This is a genomic window from Bradyrhizobium sp. USDA 3364, assembly GCF_054056355.1.
In genome coordinates this window covers 6,053,668-6,074,129 of the sequence record NZ_JBSRYG010000002.1, presented here as the reverse complement: position 1 = coordinate 6,074,129, position 20,462 = coordinate 6,053,668, and the positions used below count along the sequence as shown (strand labels likewise).

The window sequence follows — 20,462 nt, the reverse complement described above, 5'->3', positions numbered from 1 at the left end:
CTTCTAAACATGATCGCTGGCTGCACCTGGGCAGCAGTCGAAAGATTCAAATAAATCAATCATCCAATCCCCCCATTTAGCATGGGTGGCAGCCGCGTTGATAGTTGCCGCCGCCGCAAAACAGGCAGGAGGGTAAACATACGGGGTTCGCCTTCTCCTCGCGTGGTTCTCTCCCATGGTAGATGCGTTCACGCCGCTCAAGCGATGTGATGCGGATCATAGGTGATCAACGTGCCGTTCGTGGTGCCAGCTTTCTCGGCAAAGCCATTCGGATCGTATTGACCGAGCAGAACGATGTTGGCCGTGTGAGCGCCGTCCGATACCGTCAGAGTGCCCCCGGTCCCCGCCTGGTTCTCTGTGAAGCTATGCGTCGTGCCAGCACCGAAGCTGATGCCCTTGATGTCGATGTCGTCATTGCCATCCAGGCCGCTCACCGTGCCGGAGAAGTGGAACGCATCATCCAGGATCAGGTGGCCAGCGGCGGTCGTGTCGAAGGTAACGCCCGCCGCCGAGGCTGACCCGAACTCGATGGTGCCGGCCCCGCTAATCAAGGCGCTGCCGTTGCCGGTCACCTCGCCCTCTGCTGTGACCGTGCCGCCATTGGCCCAGATCAGGCCGCTGTTGGCCACCACGCTGGCGAGCACCAGTCCACCCGCGCCGGTCGCCTCTAGCGTGCCGGCGTTAGCGATCACGTTGGCGCCAGTATCGATGACCAGCGCGTGGGTGCCAGTGGCATCGATGGTGCCCTCATTGCTCAGGGTCAGACTGCCCTGCCCGATCTGGCCCGCGCCGGAGATCAAGTTGTCGACGTTGTCGAGCGTGACGTTCGAGGCCGTGCCGGCAATGACGTTGTGGTCATCGTCGGACAGGACCACATGACCGCCGCCGTTGAGCGTGATCCCTGTTTGGATCAGCTGCAGCAGCGTGTCGTCGCCGGAGGCCTGCAGGTCGATCTCGCCGGTGTTGTGGATGACGCCCGACAGCGGCAGCATCGCACCATCGCCGATGGTCATCGAGCCCGGGTTTTCCGTGGTCGGCGTCACGTCGAACTCGAAGTTCGCCGCGGTCAGGTCCGCCGCATGCACGTGGTCGAGAGTGATCGTCTGGCCATCGGCGAGCGTGATCACGGCGTTTCCGTTGGCGTCATCGGCGGTATGGGCCTGAACGTCCGCGAAGCTCTGCCAGCCGTAGCTAATCAGGTCGATCACATCCGATGACACCTCGAAGCTATGCACGACGTCGTCGCCGATCGGCTGCGAGAACACGAACGTATCGTGGCCGCTCGAGCCGGTCAGATGATCGTTGCCGGACCAGGCGAAGATTGGGGTGCCGGGCGCGTAGGCTTCGACGTTGTTGGCGACGATTGCGTTTCCGATGCTGCCGTCCGCATTGGTCCAGGTTTCTGTCACATTGAGAAGTAGCGCACCAGTGTAGGTGCTTGGCGACGTGATCGTGAGCGCTCTGATATCGTTGGTCTGCACACTCCAAGTTCCATCACCGTTGTTAACGCCCTCACTCAGACTCCATCCAGACAGCATACCGGAAACCAGAAGCGAGATCGCACCAACGTGCTCATTCGGTTCCGATAGGCCCAGGTTGACCAATTCTCCAGCCACGCCGGCTGGGGCAGTAGCCGATACGACGTTCACGTTACCAGCAAGATCCGTCAAGGTGAGCGTTAGGCTGTCATTGTTGCCCTGCTGAGTTGTGCTAGATTTTGTCCAAGTGCCGCTCGTAGCAGATCCACTTGTGAGAGCCGCATCAAAAGAAGTCGAGTTCGTATTGTCCACGACATGAACAGAAACGACTCCAGATCCGCCGGTGTCCGTCACTCCTACTGAGAAGTTGTTGTTGCCATTGTTGACGAGATTAGTCGTGCTTGTTGGGATCGGCGCCGTCGTATCTACCGTGATATCGAGCGAGGCCGAGCTGGTCGCGCTCTTGTTGCCTGCCATATCGGTCTGAAATGCCCGCACATGGTGCAGGCCGGCTGCCAGCGATATGTCGGTCGAGAACGTCGTCCCGCTCGCAATCGTCGTCGTCCCAAGCGTCGCCTCGCCCCCGTCCTGGACACCATTGTTGTTGGTGTCGTCGTAGAGCGTCACTGTTGCCCCAGTCTCACCCGACCCGCTGATCGTAAGGGCGGACGTGTTCTTGGTGATGTTGTCGGCGCTGCTCGAGCCGGTGTCATCCGCCGCGTTCAGGTCGAGACCCGTCGGAGCCGCCGGCGCCGTGTTGTCGACGGTATAGGTATTATGGTTCGTTACCGTTGGGGTGGTGTTGGTTAGGGCATTGCCAGCGGTATCAGTGATGTCCTGGCCGCCGGCAAAGCTCAGCGTGACTGTGCCATTCAGACTGGCCAGATTGCCGCCCGAAATCGTCACGTCATAGGTGTTTGAGTTAACTTGTGAAACTCCGGTGATCGTGGCCGTTGTGCCGCTTACAGTGAAGTCCCCGGCAGACACGTTGGTAACTGCTTCGTTGAACGTCACCCGAAACGTCACGCTGTCCGCATTCGTGGTGGCGCTTGCCGGATTCTGATTGTCGATGGAGCTGACGTTCGGTGCAGTGGTATCTACCGTGATATCGAGCGAGGCCGAGCTGGTCGCGCTCTTGTTGCCTGCCATATCGGTCTGAAATGCCCGCACATGGTGCAGGCCGGCTGCCAGCGATATGTCGGTCGAGAACGTCGTCCCGCTCGCAATCGTCGTCGTCCCAAGCGTCGCCTCGCCCCCGTCCTGGACACCATTGTTGTTGGTGTCGTCGTAGAGCGTCACTGTTGCCCCAGTCTCACCCGACCCGCTGATCGTAAGGGCGGACGTGTTCTTGGTGATGTTGTCGGCGCTGCTCGAGCCGGTGTCATCCGCCGCGTTCAGGTCGAGACCCGTCGGAGCCGCCGGCGCCGTGTTGTCGACGGTATAGGTATTATGGTTCGTTACCGTTGGGGTGGTGTTGGTTAGGGCATTGCCAGCGGTATCAGTGATGTCCTGGCCGCCGGCAAAGCTCAGCGTGACTGTGCCATTCAGACTGGCCAGATTGCCGCCCGAAATCGTCACGTCATAGGTGTTTGAGTTAACTTGTGAAACTCCGGTGATCGTGGCCGTTGTGCCGCTTACAGTGAAGTCCCCGGCAGACACGTTGGTAACTGCTTCGTTGAACGTCACCCGAAACGTCACGCTGTCCGCATTCGTGGTGGCGCTTGCCGGATTCTGATTGTCGATGGAGCTGACGTTCGGTGCAGTGGTATCTACCGTGATATCGAGCGAGGCCGAGCTGGTCGCGCTCTTGTTGCCTGCCATATCGGTCTGAAATGCCCGCACATGGTGCAGGCCGGCTGCCAGCGATATGTCGGTCGAGAACGTCGTCCCGCTCGCAATCGTCGTCGTCCCAAGCGTCGCCTCGCCCCCGTCCTGGACACCATTGTTGTTGGTGTCGTCGTAGAGCGTCACTGTTGCCCCAGTCTCACCCGATCCGCTGATCGTAAGGGCGGACGTGTTCTTGGTGATGTTGTCGGCGCTGCTCGAGCCGGTGTCATCCGCCGCGTTCAGGTCGAGACCCGTCGGAGCCGCCGGCGCCGTGTTGTCGACGGTGACCGTGATCGCGTTGCTGGTCGAGCTGTTGCCGGCCGGGTCGGTGACGACCGCGTGGAAGCTGTAGGTGCCGTCGGCCAGCGTGCTCTGGTTCGCCGAGGTCGTGCTCCAGGTGGCGCCGCCGTCGGTGGAAACCTCATAGGACACACTGGTGCCGTTGAGGTCGGCATTGCCGCTCAGGCTGAGGTCGAAGGTGCCGTCCTTGGTGATCGGCGTCGGGTCGCTGCTGCCGGTGTCGGTCAGGTTGGCAAACGCCAGCGTGCCGGCGGCCGGCGCCGTGTTGTCGACGGTGACCGTGATCGCGTTGCTGGTCGAGCTGTTGCCGGCCGGGTCGGTGACGACCGCGTGGAAGCTGTAGGTGCCGTCGGCCAGCGTGCTCTGGTTCGCCGAGGTCGTGCTCCAGGTGGCGCCGCCGTCGGTGGAAACCTCATAGGACACACTGGTGCCGTTGAGGTCGGCATTGCCGCTCAGGCTGAGGTCGAAGGTGCCGTCCTTGGTGATCGGCGTCGGGTCGCTGCTGCCGGTGTCGGTCAGGTTGGCAAACGCCAGCGTGCCGGCGGCCGGCGCCGTGTTGTCGACGGTGACCGTGATCGCGTTGCTGGTCGAGCTGTTGCCGGCCGGGTCGGTGACGACCGCGTGGAAGCTGTAGGTGCCGTCGGCCAGCGTGCTCTGGTTCGCCGAGGTCGTGCTCCAGGTGGCGCCGCCGTCGGTGGAAACCTCATAGGACACACTGGTGCCGTTGAGGTCGGCATTGCCGCTCAGGCTGAGGTCGAAGGTGCCGTCCTTGGTGATCGGCGTCGGGTCGCTGCTGCCGGTGTCGGTCAGGTTGGCAAACGCCAGCGTGCCGGCGGCCGGCGCCGTGTTGTCGACGGTGACCGTGATCGCGTTGCTGGTCGAGCTGTTGCCGGCCGGGTCGGTGACGACCGCGTGGAAGCTGTAGGTGCCGTCGGCCAGCGTGCTCTGGTTCGCCGAGGTCGTGCTCCAGGTGGCGCCGCCGTCGGTGGAAACCTCATAGGACACACTGGTGCCGTTGAGGTCGGCATTGCCGCTCAGGCTGAGGTCGAAGGTGCCGTCCTTGGTGATCGGCGTCGGGTCGCTGCTGCCGGTGTCGGTCAGGTTGGCAAACGCCAGCGTGCCGGCGGCCGGCGCCGTGTTGTCGACGGTGACCGTGATCGCGTTGCTGGTCGAGCTGTTGCCGGCCGGGTCGGTGACGACCGCGTGGAAGCTGTAGGTGCCGTCGGCCAGCGTGCTCTGGTTCGCCGAGGTCGTGCTCCAGGTGGCGCCGCCGTCGGTGGAAACCTCATAGGACACACTGGTGCCGTTGAGGTCGGCATTGCCGCTCAGGCTGAGGTCGAAGGTGCCGTCCTTGGTGATCGGCGTCGGGTCGCTGCTGCCGGTGTCGGTCAGGTTGGCAAACGCCAGCGTGCCGGCGGCCGGCGCCGTGTTGTCGACGGTGACCGTGATCGCGTTGCTGGTCGAGCTGTTGCCGGCCGGGTCGGTGACGACCGCGTGGAAGCTGTAGGTGCCGTCGGCCAGCGTGCTCTGGTTCGCCGAGGTCGTGCTCCAGGTGGCGCCGCCGTCGGTGGAAACCTCATAGGACACACTGGTGCCGTTGAGGTCGGCATTGCCGCTCAGGCTGAGGTCGAAGGTGCCGTCCTTGGTGATCGGCGTCGGGTCGCTGCTGCCGGTGTCGGTCAGGTTGGCAAACGCCAGCGTGCCGGCGGCCGGCGCCGTGTTGTCGACGGTGACCGTGATCGCGTTGCTGGTCGAGCTGTTGCCGGCCGGGTCGGTGACGACCGCGTGGAAGCTGTAGGTGCCGTCGGCCAGCGTGCTCTGGTTCGCCGAGGTCGTGCTCCAGGTGGCGCCGCCGTCGGTGGAAACCTCATAGGACACACTGGTGCCGTTGAGGTCGGCATTGCCGCTCAGGCTGAGGTCGAAGGTGCCGTCCTTGGTGATCGGCGTCGGGTCGCTGCTGCCGGTGTCGGTCAGGTTGGCAAACGCCAGCGTGCCGGCGGCCGGCGCCGTGTTGTCGACGGTGACCGTGATCGCGTTGCTGGTCGAGCTGTTGCCGGCCGGGTCGGTGACGACCGCGTGGAAGCTGTAGGTGCCGTCGGCCAGCGTGCTCTGGTTCGCCGAGGTCGTGCTCCAGGTGGCGCCGCCGTCGGTGGAAACCTCATAGGACACACTGGTGCCGTTGAGGTCGGCATTGCCGCTCAGGCTGAGGTCGAAGGTGCCGTCCTTGGTGATCGGCGTCGGGTCGCTGCTGCCGGTGTCGGTCAGGTTGGCAAACGCCAGCGTGCCGGCGGCCGGCGCCGTGTTGTCGACGGTGACCGTGATCGCGTTGCTGGTCGAGCTGTTGCCGGCCGGGTCGGTGACGACCGCGTGGAAGCTGTAGGTGCCGTCGGCCAGCGTGCTCTGGTTCGCCGAGGTCGTGCTCCAGGTGGCGCCGCCGTCGGTGGAAACCTCATAGGACACACTGGTGCCGTTGAGGTCGGCATTGCCGCTCAGGCTGAGGTCGAAGGTGCCGTCCTTGGTGATCGGCGTCGGGTCGCTGCTGCCGGTGTCGGTCAGGTTGGCAAACGCCAGCGTGCCGGCGGCCGGCGCCGTGTTGTCGACGGTGACCGTGATCGCGTTGCTGGTCGAGCTGTTGCCGGCCGGGTCGGTGACGACCGCGTGGAAGCTGTAGGTGCCGTCGGCCAGCGTGCTCTGGTTCGCCGAGGTCGTGCTCCAGGTGGCGCCGCCGTCGGTGGAAACCTCATAGGACACACTGGTGCCGTTGAGGTCGGCATTGCCGCTCAGGCTGAGGTCGAAGGTGCCGTCCTTGGTGATCGGCGTCGGGTCGCTGCTGCCGGTGTCGGTCAGGTTGGCAAACGCCAGCGTGCCGGCGGCCGGCGCCGTGTTGTCGACGGTGACCGTGATCGCGTTGCTGGTCGAGCTGTTGCCGGCCGGGTCGGTGACGACCGCGTGGAAGCTGTAGGTGCCGTCGGCCAGCGTGCTCTGGTTCGCCGAGGTCGTGCTCCAGGTGGCGCCGCCGTCGGTGGAAACCTCATAGGACACACTGGTGCCGTTGAGGTCGGCATTGCCGCTCAGGCTGAGGTCGAAGGTGCCGTCCTTGGTGATCGGCGTCGGGTCGCTGCTGCCGGTGTCGGTCAGGTTGGCAAACGCCAGCGTGCCGGCGGCCGGCGCCGTGTTGTCGACGGTGACCGTGATCGCGTTGCTGGTCGAGCTGTTGCCGGCCGGGTCGGTGACGACCGCGTGGAAGCTGTAGGTGCCGTCGGCCAGCGTGCTCTGGTTCGCCGAGGTCGTGCTCCAGGTGGCGCCGCCGTCGGTGGAAACCTCATAGGACACACTGGTGCCGTTGAGGTCGGCATTGCCGCTCAGGCTGAGGTCGAAGGTGCCGTCCTTGGTGATCGGCGTCGGGTCGCTGCTGCCGGTGTCGGTCAGGTTGGCAAACGCCAGCGTGCCGGCGGCCGGCGCCGTGTTGTCGACGGTGACCGTGATCGCGTTGCTGGTCGAGCTGTTGCCGGCCGGGTCGGTGACGACCGCGTGGAAGCTGTAGGTGCCGTCGGCCAGCGTGCTCTGGTTCGCCGAGGTCGTGCTCCAGGTGGCGCCGCCGTCGGTGGAAACCTCATAGGACACACTGGTGCCGTTGAGGTCGGCATTGCCGCTCAGGCTGAGGTCGAAGGTGCCGTCCTTGGTGATCGGCGTCGGGTCGCTGCTGCCGGTGTCGGTCAGGTTGGCAAACGCCAGCGTGCCGGCGGCCGGCGCCGTGTTGTCGACGGTGACCGTGATCGCGTTGCTGGTCGAGCTGTTGCCGGCCGGGTCGGTGACGACCGCGTGGAAGCTGTAGGTGCCGTCGGCCAGCGTGCTCTGGTTCGCCGAGGTCGTGCTCCAGGTGGCGCCGCCGTCGGTGGAAACCTCATAGGACACACTGGTGCCGTTGAGGTCGGCATTGCCGCTCAGGCTGAGGTCGAAGGTGCCGTCCTTGGTGATCGGCGTCGGGTCGCTGCTGCCGGTGTCGGTCAGGTTGGCAAACGCCAGCGTGCCGGCGGCCGGCGCCGTGTTGTCGACCTTTACCTCAATGGCGCTCGTGGTCGACGAGTTGCCGGCGTTGTCAGTTACCACCGCATGGAACAGATAGTCGCCATCAGCCAAGCCGCTCTGGTTGGCCGCCGTGGTCGTCCATGTGGCGCCACCGTTGATCGACTTCTCGTACACCACACCGCCGATGCCGTTGGTGTCGCCCTGACCCGAAAGCGTCAGGTTAAAGTTGTTGTCCGTCGTCACCGGCGGCGTGTTGGCGCTGCCCGTATCGGTCAGGTTGCTGAAGGTCAGCGTGCCTGCGGTCGGCGCCGTGTTGTCGACCTTTACCTCAATGGCGCTCGTGGTCGACGAGTTGCCGGCGTTGTCAGTTACCACCGCATGGAACAGATAGTCGCCATCAGCCAAGCCGCTCTGGTTGGCCGCCGTGGTCGTCCATGTGGCGCCACCGTTGATCGACTTCTCGTACACCACACCGCCGATGCCGTTGGTGTCGCCCTGACCCGAAAGCGTCAGGTCAAAGCTGTTGTCGGTGGTCACCGGTGGCGTGTTGGCCGTGCCGGTGTCGGTCAGGTTGCTGAACGACAGCATCCCGGCCGCAGGGTTGGTGGTGTCGAGCGTGATCTGCAGTGCACCCGTCGTCGACGAATTGCTCGCCCTGTCTGTGAAGTGCGCCGAAATCGACTTGACGCCATCCGCGCCAAGATCGCCCGACGTGACAGTCAGATCGACGTAGTGATTTGCCAGATCGGTCGCGTTGATGATGTGCACGACCGGATGAGCCAGCGACGAGCCACCAAGCCACAGTTCAACCTTGTCGCCGAGTGCCACGCTTCCATCTAGGGATACTCTGAATGTCGGGCTCGTGACGTTGGTGATGTTATCGGTGTGCAAAGCACCTGAATCCGACGAATCGACCAGGTCGGGCGCCCCCCCGGTCGGAGTCATGTCAAAGGTAAGCGTCGTCGACGTAACGAAGCCGTTCTGATCGAGCGTCGTAAGAGTGAAAGTGTCAGTCGCTGTAGTGTGAGACGTCACCGTGTAGCTGTAGGTCCCGTCCGCATTGACCGTCAGCGTTCCGTCTTGACCCACAATATTGCTGTAGGAGGCCGGTAGTGTCGCCGTGCCCTTAAGATATTCGGCCACTTGGATCGATGGGTCGAGCGACGTCGCTGCAGGACCGGTCGTGCCGGCCGTCACTCCAACGATCTTGTAGGTATCCGTGAAGTGAACCGAACTGGTGCCGACAGTGTCGTTGAACAGCGGGAGACTGTTGAGCGAACCCGTGGCGGTAGTACCGGCCAAACCGACATTGATCAAACCGGTGTTGACAACTTGGACCTGGAGCGCCTCGAAGCCGTTGAGGGACAGACTGCCGCTATTGCCAAAACTAAACGAATAGGTCGAACTGTTCCCCTGATTGGCCACCAACCAACCGGCGTAGCTCGCAAGATTGGTGCTTATCAGCGCATATTCGGCCGCGGTCACCACGATACGAATGGTGTCGTTGCCGCCGCCAGCACTGTATTTGTCAACATCGCCGGCTGGCGACAACGACTGCAACGAGCTGCCGACGATTTGATAGTGGTCGGATAGCGCATAAATGAAGAGATCGCTTCCGTTGCCGGCGGTGACCGTGTCGCTGCCGGCGCCCGCCATGATGATATTGCTGCCGTTCCCAACTTTGATCGTGTCGCTTCCGGCCCCACCATAGATGATATTGCTGCCGTTGCCCGCATTGATGGTATCGGTCCCGCTGCCACCAACGATGACGTTGCTGCCATTGCCATCGCTGATCGTGTTGGTGCCGGTGGTATTGGCGGCATAGATCAGGTTGCCGCCGTTGCCATCGCTAATCGTCGCGTTGCTGCCGCTGACGATGATGGTGTTGGAGCCGTTACCGTCGCTGATGGTGTTGTTGTTGCCCGAGACCGTGATGGTATTGGCGCCGTTGCCGTCGCTAACGGTATTGTTGTTTCCTGTTACCGTGACCGTGTTGGTGCCGTTGCCATCAGAGATGGTATTGTTGTTTCCGGTGACCGTGACCGAATTGGTCCCGTTGCCATCGCTGACCTTGTCGTTGCTTCCGGTCACAGTCAGCGTGTTGGTGCTGTTGTTGCCGGAGATCGTGGTGTTGTTGGTGTCCAACACGCCGGCATAGGCCCTCTGCCCGGCGGCCGTAATCGGCGGCTCTGCAAAAACTGGATTGTCGAGCGACGAAAGGTCCCAGTTGCCGCCGCGTATGGCGGCACCGAGGCGTTGGGCTGAAGCTACCACCTTGGCGCCGGTTGCGGCCGCGATCGCGTCGATGAACGCCGCGCCGTGCTCGCCCTGCGCGACCGCGCAGCTCCACAGCCGTAGTTCGCCTCCCCGGGTGATCGCGCTGCCGAGATGTGCCAGATCACCCGCGACGCGATCCAAGGTGTCAAGCGACAGCAGCCCAGCCGAAAAGGCCATCGTTCCAGGTTGTCCGTGAACGACAATGTGGATTGCTTTCAGCCCGCTCCTAGCCTGGACCGCCCGCGCCATCTGGCGGACAGCCGGCTCGTCATCAGAGAGCAGGATCGCTTCAACATCCGGCCGGATGCCGGCTCGTAGCGTTTCGAGGTCATCGATGCCGCGATCGATGAAGGCGATCTCGCGTTTAGAGGTTATCCCCTTGGGCACCCCCAACTGGCAATGATCGAGCCGGATCCCCGCGATGGCAGCCGATGTGCTCGGAATGACTGAAACAACGTTAGATTGAGCGGTCATGATGCTATCCTGCAATCGGCTGGTGCTAAAAAGCGTCTATGTGGATGAAATTGCTGCCGGCAACGACAGCCTTTGAAACGCGGCCGCGTGTGGCGATTGGCGGTGTCTCACTTGGCGCCGGCTGATCAATCAGCACTGGCGGATCGTTCGCAATGGAAAGCAAGGACCCAATCGAAAGATCGATTGACGTCGAGGAGGCAGAACTCAAAAGCTCGTGGAGACGCGCTTCGACCTCGGCCCAGTTGATCGGTGGCTCGGCCTTCCGGATGAAATGAACGCGACGCAATACACACTCCTAAAAAGCTCGGCCGACGCAGAGCAGGTGTGAATGCAGTCGAAAATCAATTCAGCAAACTACCCAGACGCTCGTCTAAAAAATCTGCGAACGTTTCGACCGACAAGCAATTGCCTTTTGTGTTATTTGCATGTCCGCCGCGCTGTAAAAGACCTCGAACGCACTACCCTGCCCGCTTCGGTGCGGCTCTGAACTCCGCACGCATTAAAATTCTTTGACCTAAAAGTATTTTTGTCGAGGGAAGGCTCGCACTTTGTGTCCGCAAGAAATGCGAGCAAGTATTCCCAAAAACGTAATTTAGATGCAATTTGCCGCAAATTTGCGCGGCCGTCTAGCGCCGCACGAGATCCCCGTCTTTAAGATTAACGTCGATACGCCAAGGGGTTCCTCTACACCACATGGGGTATCCGTGACTTTACGGGGACGCCCCGACAAGCGGTAGTCCCACGCGCCCTGAAGTCACGGTCAGTGCCCTCCGGCCGCCAGAACAATGCCCCGACACCGCTGCTTGCACAGAATGAGCTACCTCTTCCAGCGTCCTACCGGCATGGGGCTAGTAAGACGATTGGCGATCCAGATCCGACCGTTTCCTTGGCGGACCTCGCTCGTCTCAGAAGCAGGCCCCAGAATCCCGCCGAGCCGGCCGCAGCCCTCCGGGTTTGATTGTCGCCCACTGCGTGACCGCCAGCGGCGGCTTGCTCGCTTCGGCCGGCGCGGCCGTCAGCCCGCCGCGCTCCTCTTCGAGGAGCTGCGAATGAAGCTTCTGGATCTGGATGTTGCGAGCGAGCAGGGACATCGTTCTCGTCTGAACCTGCTCGGCCAGCGTCTTGCGCAGCGCGTTCTCGCGATCGAGCAGTTCAGGAACAGCAGCAGCGGCCGTACGAGCTCGGTCGCCTTGATCACGCATGACGCCCGCGCCACCGCCTGTGCGATCTGATCCGGAAAGGCGTTACGGCATTCTACGAGCGCGCCGCCAAGATTGACCGTTGCCGTTACCGGCTATGTTGCTGCTGCCGCTGGCGTCTCGGTCGGCTCTGCCGTCGCCGGTCCCGTCTCCTTTTCGATGGCCTGGCGAGGGGCCCCGCAACAGGACAAGAAGATGCAGAGCAACACAACGACCGGGCATCGCGCGCATTTTGAGTCTTCACAACAGAGTCTGCCCCTGCATAGCTTGTATCGGCGAAAAACCTCGTCTGCAAAAAAGTGGTATCTCGAAATATCGTACCAGTCCGACGCGGTGCCAGCACGGCAGATCGATTTTCGATGTAGTCTTGTTCACTAAGCCGGACGGTGTGTGGCGGCTCGTCAGAACCGTTGCGCCGCATTATTGCTTGGCGATCGCAGCAACGTTCGCCCAGGGATGCTGCCGTCCGATCGTTCTGAAGGTCCAACTGTCTTGATAGGAGATAAACGCACGGCCGCTGCGGCCGGTGCCATCAAAGCGCCATAGCGCACTGTTCACCTACTGGCTGGGAGTGTGTACGTCGGGGACCGGCCAGCATCATTGTTCAACGTCGACCGGCTCGTGCGCACACGAGAGCCGGCCGCATCGCTTCGGCTGCTATCTTTATCAATAAGCGCACGATCCGCGCGGTGATCGTGACACTCAAACTTCTACTTTTTCGCGACCAAGTCGTTGCTCTAGAATTAAGTGATTAAGCGAAGACGCCGCACGATGCGCTCGAGGAATTTCTAGAACCAGAAACAGAAAGCGAATGATCCCGGCGTCATGGGGATTTGGGATGACCAATCGCATAGCACTTTTCATCGATGGCGCGAATCTGCACACCACGGTCAAGAACCTTGGCTTTGAGATCGACTTCCGGCGATTGCTCGCAGAGTTCAGCAAGCATGGGCAGATGGTCCGTGCATACTTCTACACGGTCGTAAGAGATGACGACGAGTTCAGCAGCCTTCGGCCGCTGGTGGATTGGCTCGACTACAACGGGTATACGGTCAGGAGAAAGTCAGCCAAACAGCATGACGACGGCGAAGGACGGCGCCGAATGAAGCGGAGCGTCGGCATCGACCTCGCCGTCGATGCCATGGAAATCGCTCACCGCATCGACCACGCTTACGTGTTCTCTGGCGATGGTGATTTGCGAGCGGTCGTCGACGCCGTCAGGCGGATGGGCGTCCGCGTCACTGTCGTTTCCAGCATCCGAACGAAACCTCCGATGATCGCCGACGAGCTTCGCAGGCACGCTGACGTCTTCGTCGAGCTTGAGAGCCTTCGGGCATCGATCGAGCGCCCACCGCATCCGATTGCACCGGAGTGACGTAGCGGCCTCGTCCTAACCGAAACTATCGGAAGCGGAGTCCGGTCGAGCGCGTCCGTAGGTCGCCGAGTCGCGCAAGTTGAACGCCGACATCACCATCCCGAAATAGCGCAACGAGTGGGTGACACCGATGTTGAGGTCGATCGGCTGCTTCCTGTTGACCTTGGCGACAACAAGCGCCGCGATAGCTGAACCTTCGAAATTTACCTGCGTCGCCCCGCGAAGCAAGCGGGTCGAGCTTAGCGCCTCGGGCAAGGGCAATGAGGCCCAGTGGATCGATGACGACTTGGAGACGGTCCGACCGGCCGTCGTGATCGATGGGGAAACCTTCGCGGTCAGCTGGGGAATGTCGGTCGCTGACGGCAAGGCAGGACCGAAGCTCACGACCTATGTCTTTGCGGCGGCTCATCGGAGCGCTGCGTCGATCTTTGCGACCTGCGTGGATGAGTCCGCGGCCGAGATTTTCCGGTTCTTTTTCGCCAGCAAAGACGCTCTGCAAGCTAACGAGCCGACTGGACGCCCCCTCGCCCGACTCGAAGACCACCCCTTCGTTGCGACCTACCTGGCAACCTGCCGTGGGCTGTAGGGCCGACCAGCAAGAGCGGGTGCTGATTGTCCCGCCGTTAAGACAGACTTAACCGACCTCTTCTGTTCCGACCGCCGGTGTTGCTGACGGGCACCAAGGCAACACTCTAGAAACCTATCGTAAATCATTGGATTTTAATAGAAATGTAGATAGCTGCGCCTACCGATGCCGAGTTGCGCCGCGTCAGTTAGAGCAGCTGTGTGGCTGAAATGTCATATGTTACGGAACCATCCGCTGTTAGCCTTCTGCGGATTCTACGTAATATTTTTGTGAGTGGGGCTGGGAATAATGAGATCGGCATACACGGTCATCGCATGCCTATGCCTGGCGGCAACGCCAGCATGTGCCGAGGTTTTTTCCATTAACGACGCGTTGCGCCAGGCGATGCTGACCAATCCGGGCGTGGGCGAAGCGTCCGCAAACCGGCGCGCGACCGAAAGTGAGCTGAGACAGACCCAGAGCACGCTGCTGCCGCAGGTGCGCATCGACGCCAGCTACGGACCGGAAAAATTCGATCAACCGCCGGGCTTCATCTCCCCTAACATTCAGTCGGCACCGGTCGTGGGTGCAGGACCGTGGCGCGATGGCAGCCAGGAATCGGTGGTTGTGCGCCAGCTGCTCTGGGACGGCTTCTCGTCGATCTACGATGTCTGGCGCCAGACCGCGCGCGTGAATGCGGCGGCCTCCCGCGTCAAGGAACGGACCGAGCTGCTGGCCCTCGACGCCGCCGAAGGCTACATGGACGTCGTGCGCTACATCCGGCTGGTGAGCCTTGCGCAACAGAACGTCGCCAATCACGAGAAGATCTTCGCCAACGTGAACTCACGCTTCTCGGGCGGCCGCGCCGGCGAAGGCGATCTGGAGCAAGCGCGGGAGCGCGTCGAGAGCGCCCGCGCGGCACTCGCGGAATTCCAGCGCAGCCTCGATGACGCCAGGGCGAAGTATCGCAAGGTTGTCGGCCTTGAGCCGACCAATGTCCGCTTCCCCGCCCCGCTCAGCGGATTGCCGCACAGCCGCGACGAAGCGCTGGCAACCACGCTTCGGTTCAATTCGACGATCGCGGCGGCACAGTCCGATGCCGACGCCGCCAAGCACGCGTTCAAGGCAACCGACGGAACGTTCGGCCCGAAGTTCTATCTCGAGGGACGGGCAACCCACTACGACAACTCCTACCCCTACGTGGCGGCCACCGGAACGCCCGCCACTACCCATGAGGACTACAGCGGCAAGGTCGTGATGTCCTGGGACATCTTCCGCGGCGGCCAAGATGCCTGGAACAGATCGGAAAAGGCGGAGCGCTTTACCGAGGCCACCATGCGCCACGCGCGCTTGCAGCGCGACGCCTATGAGTCGATCGACAAGGCGTGGAATGCCCGTACGATTACGGCCACACGCATCGCGGCTCTGACGCGCCAGCTGGAAGCGGACAGGAAGACCATCGCGGCGTTCCAGAAGGAATACGAGCTCGGTCAGCGATCCCTGATCGACCTGCTCAACGCGCAGAACCAGTTCTTCAACGCGTCGGTCTCGCTCACCTCCGCCCGCAGCGTCGTCGTTTTCGCCGACTATCAGCTGCTGGCGGCGATGGGGACCCTGATCGAGTATCTGAAGGCGCCTCCGCCGGTCGACGCTGCGCCGACGGACATGCTCTCGATTGGCCTGCCCCGCTACTCGTTCCCCACCCTTCGCGTGAACCTGCCGCAAACCGGCTCTGAGCCGCTGCACGTCGGCGTTCCGGCTCCCACGGGCACCGTTCGCCCGGCCAAGGGTTACAAGGAAGGCTATGCGGCGGCACAGCCGAAGGATGTGGGCTTTGCTGACCGCTTCACCGGTGCGACGACCACCGCCTCGGTGCCCGGTTCCTCGGAATGGATGCAGCAGCAAAAGAGCGCTGCGGACGGCCCGAACGTCATTTACGCCGATCCGTCGGTCACGGCGAATGCCAGTTCTTATGCGTCGACCAAGCCGCACTGGCTGCTGTCGGCCTTCCCGAGCTCCGCTCAGTAGGAGCGGTCAGCCAAGGTCAGGACTTCCGGAAGGGCCCCTAACGGGGCCCTTTTCAGTTCCCGTATTAATACTTAAAGCAAGTTTCGCTGATTTCGTTCGCCATTTGTTGTAGTCTGCGCCAAATCTTCGAATGCGATTGCTGCATTTCCATTTTGGTTGTCGAGGTTTCAGTTGTTATTTCGAACTCCCAGCACGGCGGCTGACGCCGGCCGCCCTTCGGTGGATGATTCAACTTCAAAGCCTGCCGAGACGAGCCGGCCACGCGCACTGGGTGACGATCCCCTCACCGCGTCGCTGACCTATCTCGCCGCCCATCACGGTCGCGCGGTAAGCCGCGAGGCTCTCCTCGGCGGACTTCCGATCACGGACGGACGCCTGTCCGTTTCGCTCTACGACCGCGCGGCCAGACGTGCCAGTCTGGAGACCGAGGCCGTCCAGCGCGACATCCCGGACATTCCCCCGCTGGTCCTGCCGGCTGTCCTCATCATGAAGAACGGCTCCGCGCTCATCCTGCTCGGTGTGGACGCCGCGAACAAGACGATCAGGATCGTTGATCCGGCGACGCCGAACGCCCCGCGCGTCACCGAGATCGCCCCGATCGCCGACGACTATACCGGCTACGCGTTTCTGGTGAGAAGCGCTCCGCAGGCCGACGCACGTGCAGTCGCCGCAGGAGACATCCCCAAGAACCACTGGTTCTGGTCTGTGGTGAAAGCGCATTGGCGCAGCTACGGCCACATCGCGATCGCCGCCTTCCTGACCAACATCCTCGCGCTGGCGACGCCGCTGTTCACGATGAGCGTGTACGACCGCGTCATCCCCAACGGAGCGATCCCCTCCTTGATCGCCCTCTCGATCGGCATGGGGCTCGGCATCGCCTTCGACTTCATCTTCCGCATGGTCCGCAGCCGCATGATCGACGTGACCGGCAAGACCATCGACGTCGTGCTCGCCGCCAACATCTTCGAGCACGTGATGGCGGTGAAGATGGCGCAGCGGCCGACCTCCGTCGGCATCATCGCCAATCAGCTCCGGGACTTCGACTCGGTGCGCGAATTCTTCACGTCCGGCAGCGTGGTGTCCGCGACGGACCTGCTGTTTGCTATCCTGTTCGTCGGGGTGCTGTTCATCATCGCCGGACCGCTGGCCTGGATCCCGCTAATCATGCTCCCTCTCGTCATGCTGATCGGCTTCCTGCTGCAACGCCCGCTCGATCGCGCCATGAAGCGCCTGCAAGCCGAATCCGCCGCCCGGCACGGCGTGCTGGTCGAGTCGCTGTCCAGCCTGGAGACCGTCCGCGCGACCGGCGCCGAGGCCCGCATGCAGACCCTGTGGGAGCGTTCGGTCGCAGCGACCGCGCGATCGGGTGAGGACGTTCACTTCTGGTCGTCGATGTCGCTGACGAGCGCGAGCACGGCCCAGCAGATCACGAGCCTGCTGCTCGTCATCGTCGGCATTTTCCTGATCCTCGACGGCAAGCTGAGCGTCGGCGCGCTGGTCGCCGCCAACATGCTCGCCGGCCGCGTTCTGGCGCCGATCGCCGGGATCGCCTCGGTGATCACCAAGGGCACGCAGACGATGACGGCCCTCAAGGCGATCGACCGCATCATGTCGATCGAGCGGGAACGATCGCCGACCCGATCCTATGTCGCAAGGCGGATCGACGACGGCAAGGTCGCGTTCGAGAACGTCTCGTTCGCCTACCCCAACGCGCCGGGCAACGCGCTCGAAAAGGTCAGCTTCAAGATCGAGGGCGGAGAAAGGGTCGGCATCATCGGCCGGGTCGGATCGGGCAAGACCACGGTCGGCCGGCTGCTGCTCGGATTCTACGAGCCGAAGGAAGGCCGCATCATGGTCGATGGCGTGGACTCGCGCCAATACGATCCCTCGGACCTGCGCGCCGGCATCGGCTTTGCGATGCAGGATACCGACCTGTTCTTCGGCAAGCTGCGTGACAACATCGCCCTCGGCAAGCCAGAGGCGACCGACGAGGAAATCCTGCTCGCCGCGCGGCTTTCCGGCGTCGAGAGCTTCATCGCCGGCCACCCGATGGGCTATGACATGCCCATCTCGGAAGGCGGCCGCAGCCTGTCGGGCGGCCAGAAGCAGGCCATCGGGCTCGCGCGCGTCCTGATCCGCAAGCCTCGCGTGCTGTTTCTCGATGAGCCGACCGCGCACTTCGATATTCGGAGCGAGCAGGAATTCCTCGAGCGCCTCAGGGGGCTCCGCGACGAGCGCATGACCATCATCATTTCGACCCATCGTCTGTCATTGCTGAACATGGTCGATCGCCTGCTGCTGTTCGACAATGGCCGCCTGGTTGCCGACGGCCCGCGCGACAAGGTGCTCGCCCTGCTGCAGGGCAAGCCCGCGGCCACGCCTCCATCGCCCGAGAATACGATCCAGCCGAAATCTGCATAACGAGCGAATATTATGGCGTCTTCCGATTTTGCGTTTGCAAATGATATCCGGTCCGCGGCGTTGCTGCGCACGCCCCGCACCTCGCGCATGCTGCTGTGGACCTCCTGCGCGCTGCTCGCGACGTTTGTGGTCTGGGCGCATTTCGCCGTGCTCGATGAAGTCAAGCGCGGCAGCGGCCGCGTGGTGCCGTCGCGGCAGATGCAGGTCGTGCAATCGCTCGAAGGCGGCATCGTCGGCGACATCCTGGTCCGCGAAGGCGACATCGTTCAGCAGGGCCAGTCGCTGATGCGCATCGACGATACCAAATTCGCCTCCGAGTTCGGCGAGATCCGCGAGCGCCGCGCGGCGATGGCGGCGCGGGTCGCCCGCCTCGACGCCGAGGCACGGGGACGAAGCGAGATCACCTTTCCGGATGATCTCGACAAGATGGTTCCCGCTGCCGTTGCGACCGAGACCAGCGTGTTCAAGATGCGGGGCCAGAAGGTCGCGCAGGACATCGACGTGCTCAACCAGCAGGTCACTCGCCTCACCGGCTCCCTCAAGCTCCTGGAGCGCGAGCAGACTCTGACACGCAAGCTCTATGAGCAGAAGGTCGTCCCTGAGATCGAGATGCTGCGGCTCGACCGGCAGGCGACCGAGATGAAGGGCCAACTCGCCGAGGCGCAATCGAAGATCGCCAACATCACCACCTCGTTCCGCTCCCAGGCGGACGAGGATCTGGCTAAATCACGCGGCGACCTCGCCGTGCTCGACGAGAACATCAAGTCCGCCCAGGACCGGGTGCGCCGCACCGACCTGAAGGCGCCGGTCCATGGCATCGTCAACAAACTGAACGTCAGCACCATCGGCGCCGTCGTGGCGCCGGGCGCCAACCTCATGGATATCGTCCCCCTGGACGATACGCTGCTGGTGGAAGGCCGGATTCGTCCGCAGGACATCGCCTTCATCCGCCCCGACCAGGACGCGGTGGTGAAGATCAGCGCCTATGACTCCTCGGTCTACGGATCGCTTAAGGGCAAGGTCGAGCGCATCAGCGCCGACACCATCGTCGACGACAAGGCGGAAAGGACCGAACGCCAGGAGACCTTCTATCGGGTCATGGTGCGTACCGACAAGAACCATCTCGGCACCGAGCAGCATCCGCTGCCGATCATTCCGGGCATGGTGACAACGGTCGAGGTCTTGACCGGCGAGAAGTCCGTGCTGGACTACATCATCAAGCCCGCGCGCCTGCTGCGCGATGAGGCCCTGCGCGAGCGCTGATCGAGACCGCGGACCGCGTGGTTAACCGATCGTGACCTGCGGTCGTTCAATTTCGAACGAACCGGCAAACCCTGGATTGACCGCCTTTCCGACAATCCCCGGAGCCCGCCCCTCCACTTAACTCCGCTTAAGCGGCCAAGGCGCCAGTCTGCGTCCCGATAACAGCGGGGACGCAGATCGACGCACAGACGTTGACGGTCCCCGACATTGGGGACGTCATATGAAGTCGCTGAAGTTTGCTTCGTCGGCCGTCGTGGCCGTGGCGGCGTTTTCTATCAGTCTTTGCGCAGCGCCATCCGCGTTTGCCGCGGATGAACTCACTCTCGGCAACGCCGCAGCGAACCGCCCGCCCGCCACTTTCTTCACCATCACCGACGTCCTGGCCAAGCTCGACCGGCAGCGCGGCCGTGGTCCGAACGCCATTCGCACCGCCTCGCTCACGCCGCTGAATACCGCGACCGACGCATCGCCCGCGGCGAAGCCGCTCCCTCCGGTGGGCGCCGAGCCGTTCGGCCTGTTCACCTTCCGCGCGCCCGAAAACGGCCTGTGGCGCAAATGGCGCGGCCTCGAAGCCGATCTGGCCAAGGAGCAGACGATCCTCGCGCAATGCAGGGAGAATGCGGCCGGCTGCCCGCCCAATGCTGCGCAATTCCTCCGCCTGATCAACGCGGTCGAGTCCAAGTCCGGGCGCGACCGCCTGGACGAGGCCAACCGCGCCGTCAACCAGGCGATCCGCTATGTCAGCGACTTCGCCCAGCACGGCGAGGCCGACCGCTGGACCGCCCCGCTCGCCACCTTTGCGACCGGCAAGGGCGATTGCGAGGACTACGCGATCGCAAAATACATCGCGCTCAGCGAAGCCGGCTTTGCACGCGAGGAGCTGCGCCTGGTGCTGGGCCGCGATCGCGCCATCCGCCAGGACCACGCCGTGCTGGCGGCACGGCTGGATGGCCGCTGGCTGATCCTGGACAGCCGCCGCTCCGAGATGATCGACGACGGCGAGCTCGACAATTTCACGCCGATGTTTGCGATCAACGAGCGCGGCGTGCAGCTGTTTGCCGCTCCTTACGCCAAGCGCCTCCCGCTCGATGGCGAGATCGACGCGGCACCGGCGGCCGCCGATGCGGCGGACGCCGAATGGATCGGGATGGAGCCGCTTGAAGCAGCGAGCCCCCTCACCGGCTTCCTGCCCGCGCTGATGTGATTTGCGCGCGTCATCAATCAAG

The 20,462-nt window shown here is 62.9% G+C and carries 8 protein-coding genes; 6 read left to right on the top strand and 2 right to left on the bottom strand.

The window, feature by feature from the left end:
* Positions 1-197: 197 nt before the first annotated feature.
* Both ACVILL_RS28345 and ACVILL_RS28340 read right to left on the bottom strand, forming a co-directional pair.
* Entirely contained in the window at positions 198-10,385 is a 10,188-nt protein-coding gene (locus ACVILL_RS28345; protein ID WP_456732066.1) for an Ig-like domain-containing protein, read from the bottom strand.
* 905 nt (positions 10,386-11,290) lie between these two features.
* Positions 11,291-11,587, bottom strand: a complete 297-nt coding sequence (locus tag ACVILL_RS28340; protein WP_456732065.1) for a hypothetical protein — start codon at positions 11,585-11,587, stop codon at positions 11,291-11,293.
* 835 nt (positions 11,588-12,422) lie between these two features.
* Between ACVILL_RS28340 and ACVILL_RS28335 the strand changes: the two genes are divergently transcribed.
* From ACVILL_RS28335 to ACVILL_RS28310, 6 genes are all read left to right on the top strand, one after another.
* Positions 12,423-12,959 carry a LabA-like NYN domain-containing protein gene (locus ACVILL_RS28335; protein WP_456732064.1) on the top strand — a complete coding sequence of 179 codons (537 nt, stop codon included), beginning with the start codon at positions 12,423-12,425 and terminating at the stop codon, positions 12,957-12,959.
* Positions 12,960-13,089: 130 nt separating this feature from the next.
* Complete coding sequence (locus ACVILL_RS28330; protein ID WP_456732063.1) at positions 13,090-13,545, top strand: hypothetical protein; 456 nt, start codon at positions 13,090-13,092, stop codon at positions 13,543-13,545.
* 288 nt (positions 13,546-13,833) lie between these two features.
* Entirely contained in the window at positions 13,834-15,552 is a 1,719-nt protein-coding gene (locus ACVILL_RS28325) for a TolC family outer membrane protein (RefSeq protein WP_456734382.1), read from the top strand.
* A 219-nt stretch (positions 15,553-15,771) separates the two neighbouring features.
* Positions 15,772-17,973 carry a type I secretion system permease/ATPase gene (locus ACVILL_RS28320; protein ID WP_456732062.1) on the top strand — a complete coding sequence of 734 codons (2,202 nt, stop codon included), beginning with the start codon at positions 15,772-15,774 and terminating at the stop codon, positions 17,971-17,973.
* Between the two features lie 12 nt (positions 17,974-17,985).
* Entirely contained in the window at positions 17,986-19,236 is a 1,251-nt protein-coding gene (locus ACVILL_RS28315) for an HlyD family type I secretion periplasmic adaptor subunit (RefSeq protein WP_456732061.1), read from the top strand.
* A gap of 220 nt (positions 19,237-19,456) precedes the next feature.
* Positions 19,457-20,440: a transglutaminase-like cysteine peptidase gene (locus ACVILL_RS28310; RefSeq protein WP_456732060.1), complete on the top strand. Its 984-nt coding sequence runs from the start codon at positions 19,457-19,459 to the stop codon at positions 20,438-20,440.
* Positions 20,441-20,462: the final 22 nt, after the last annotated feature.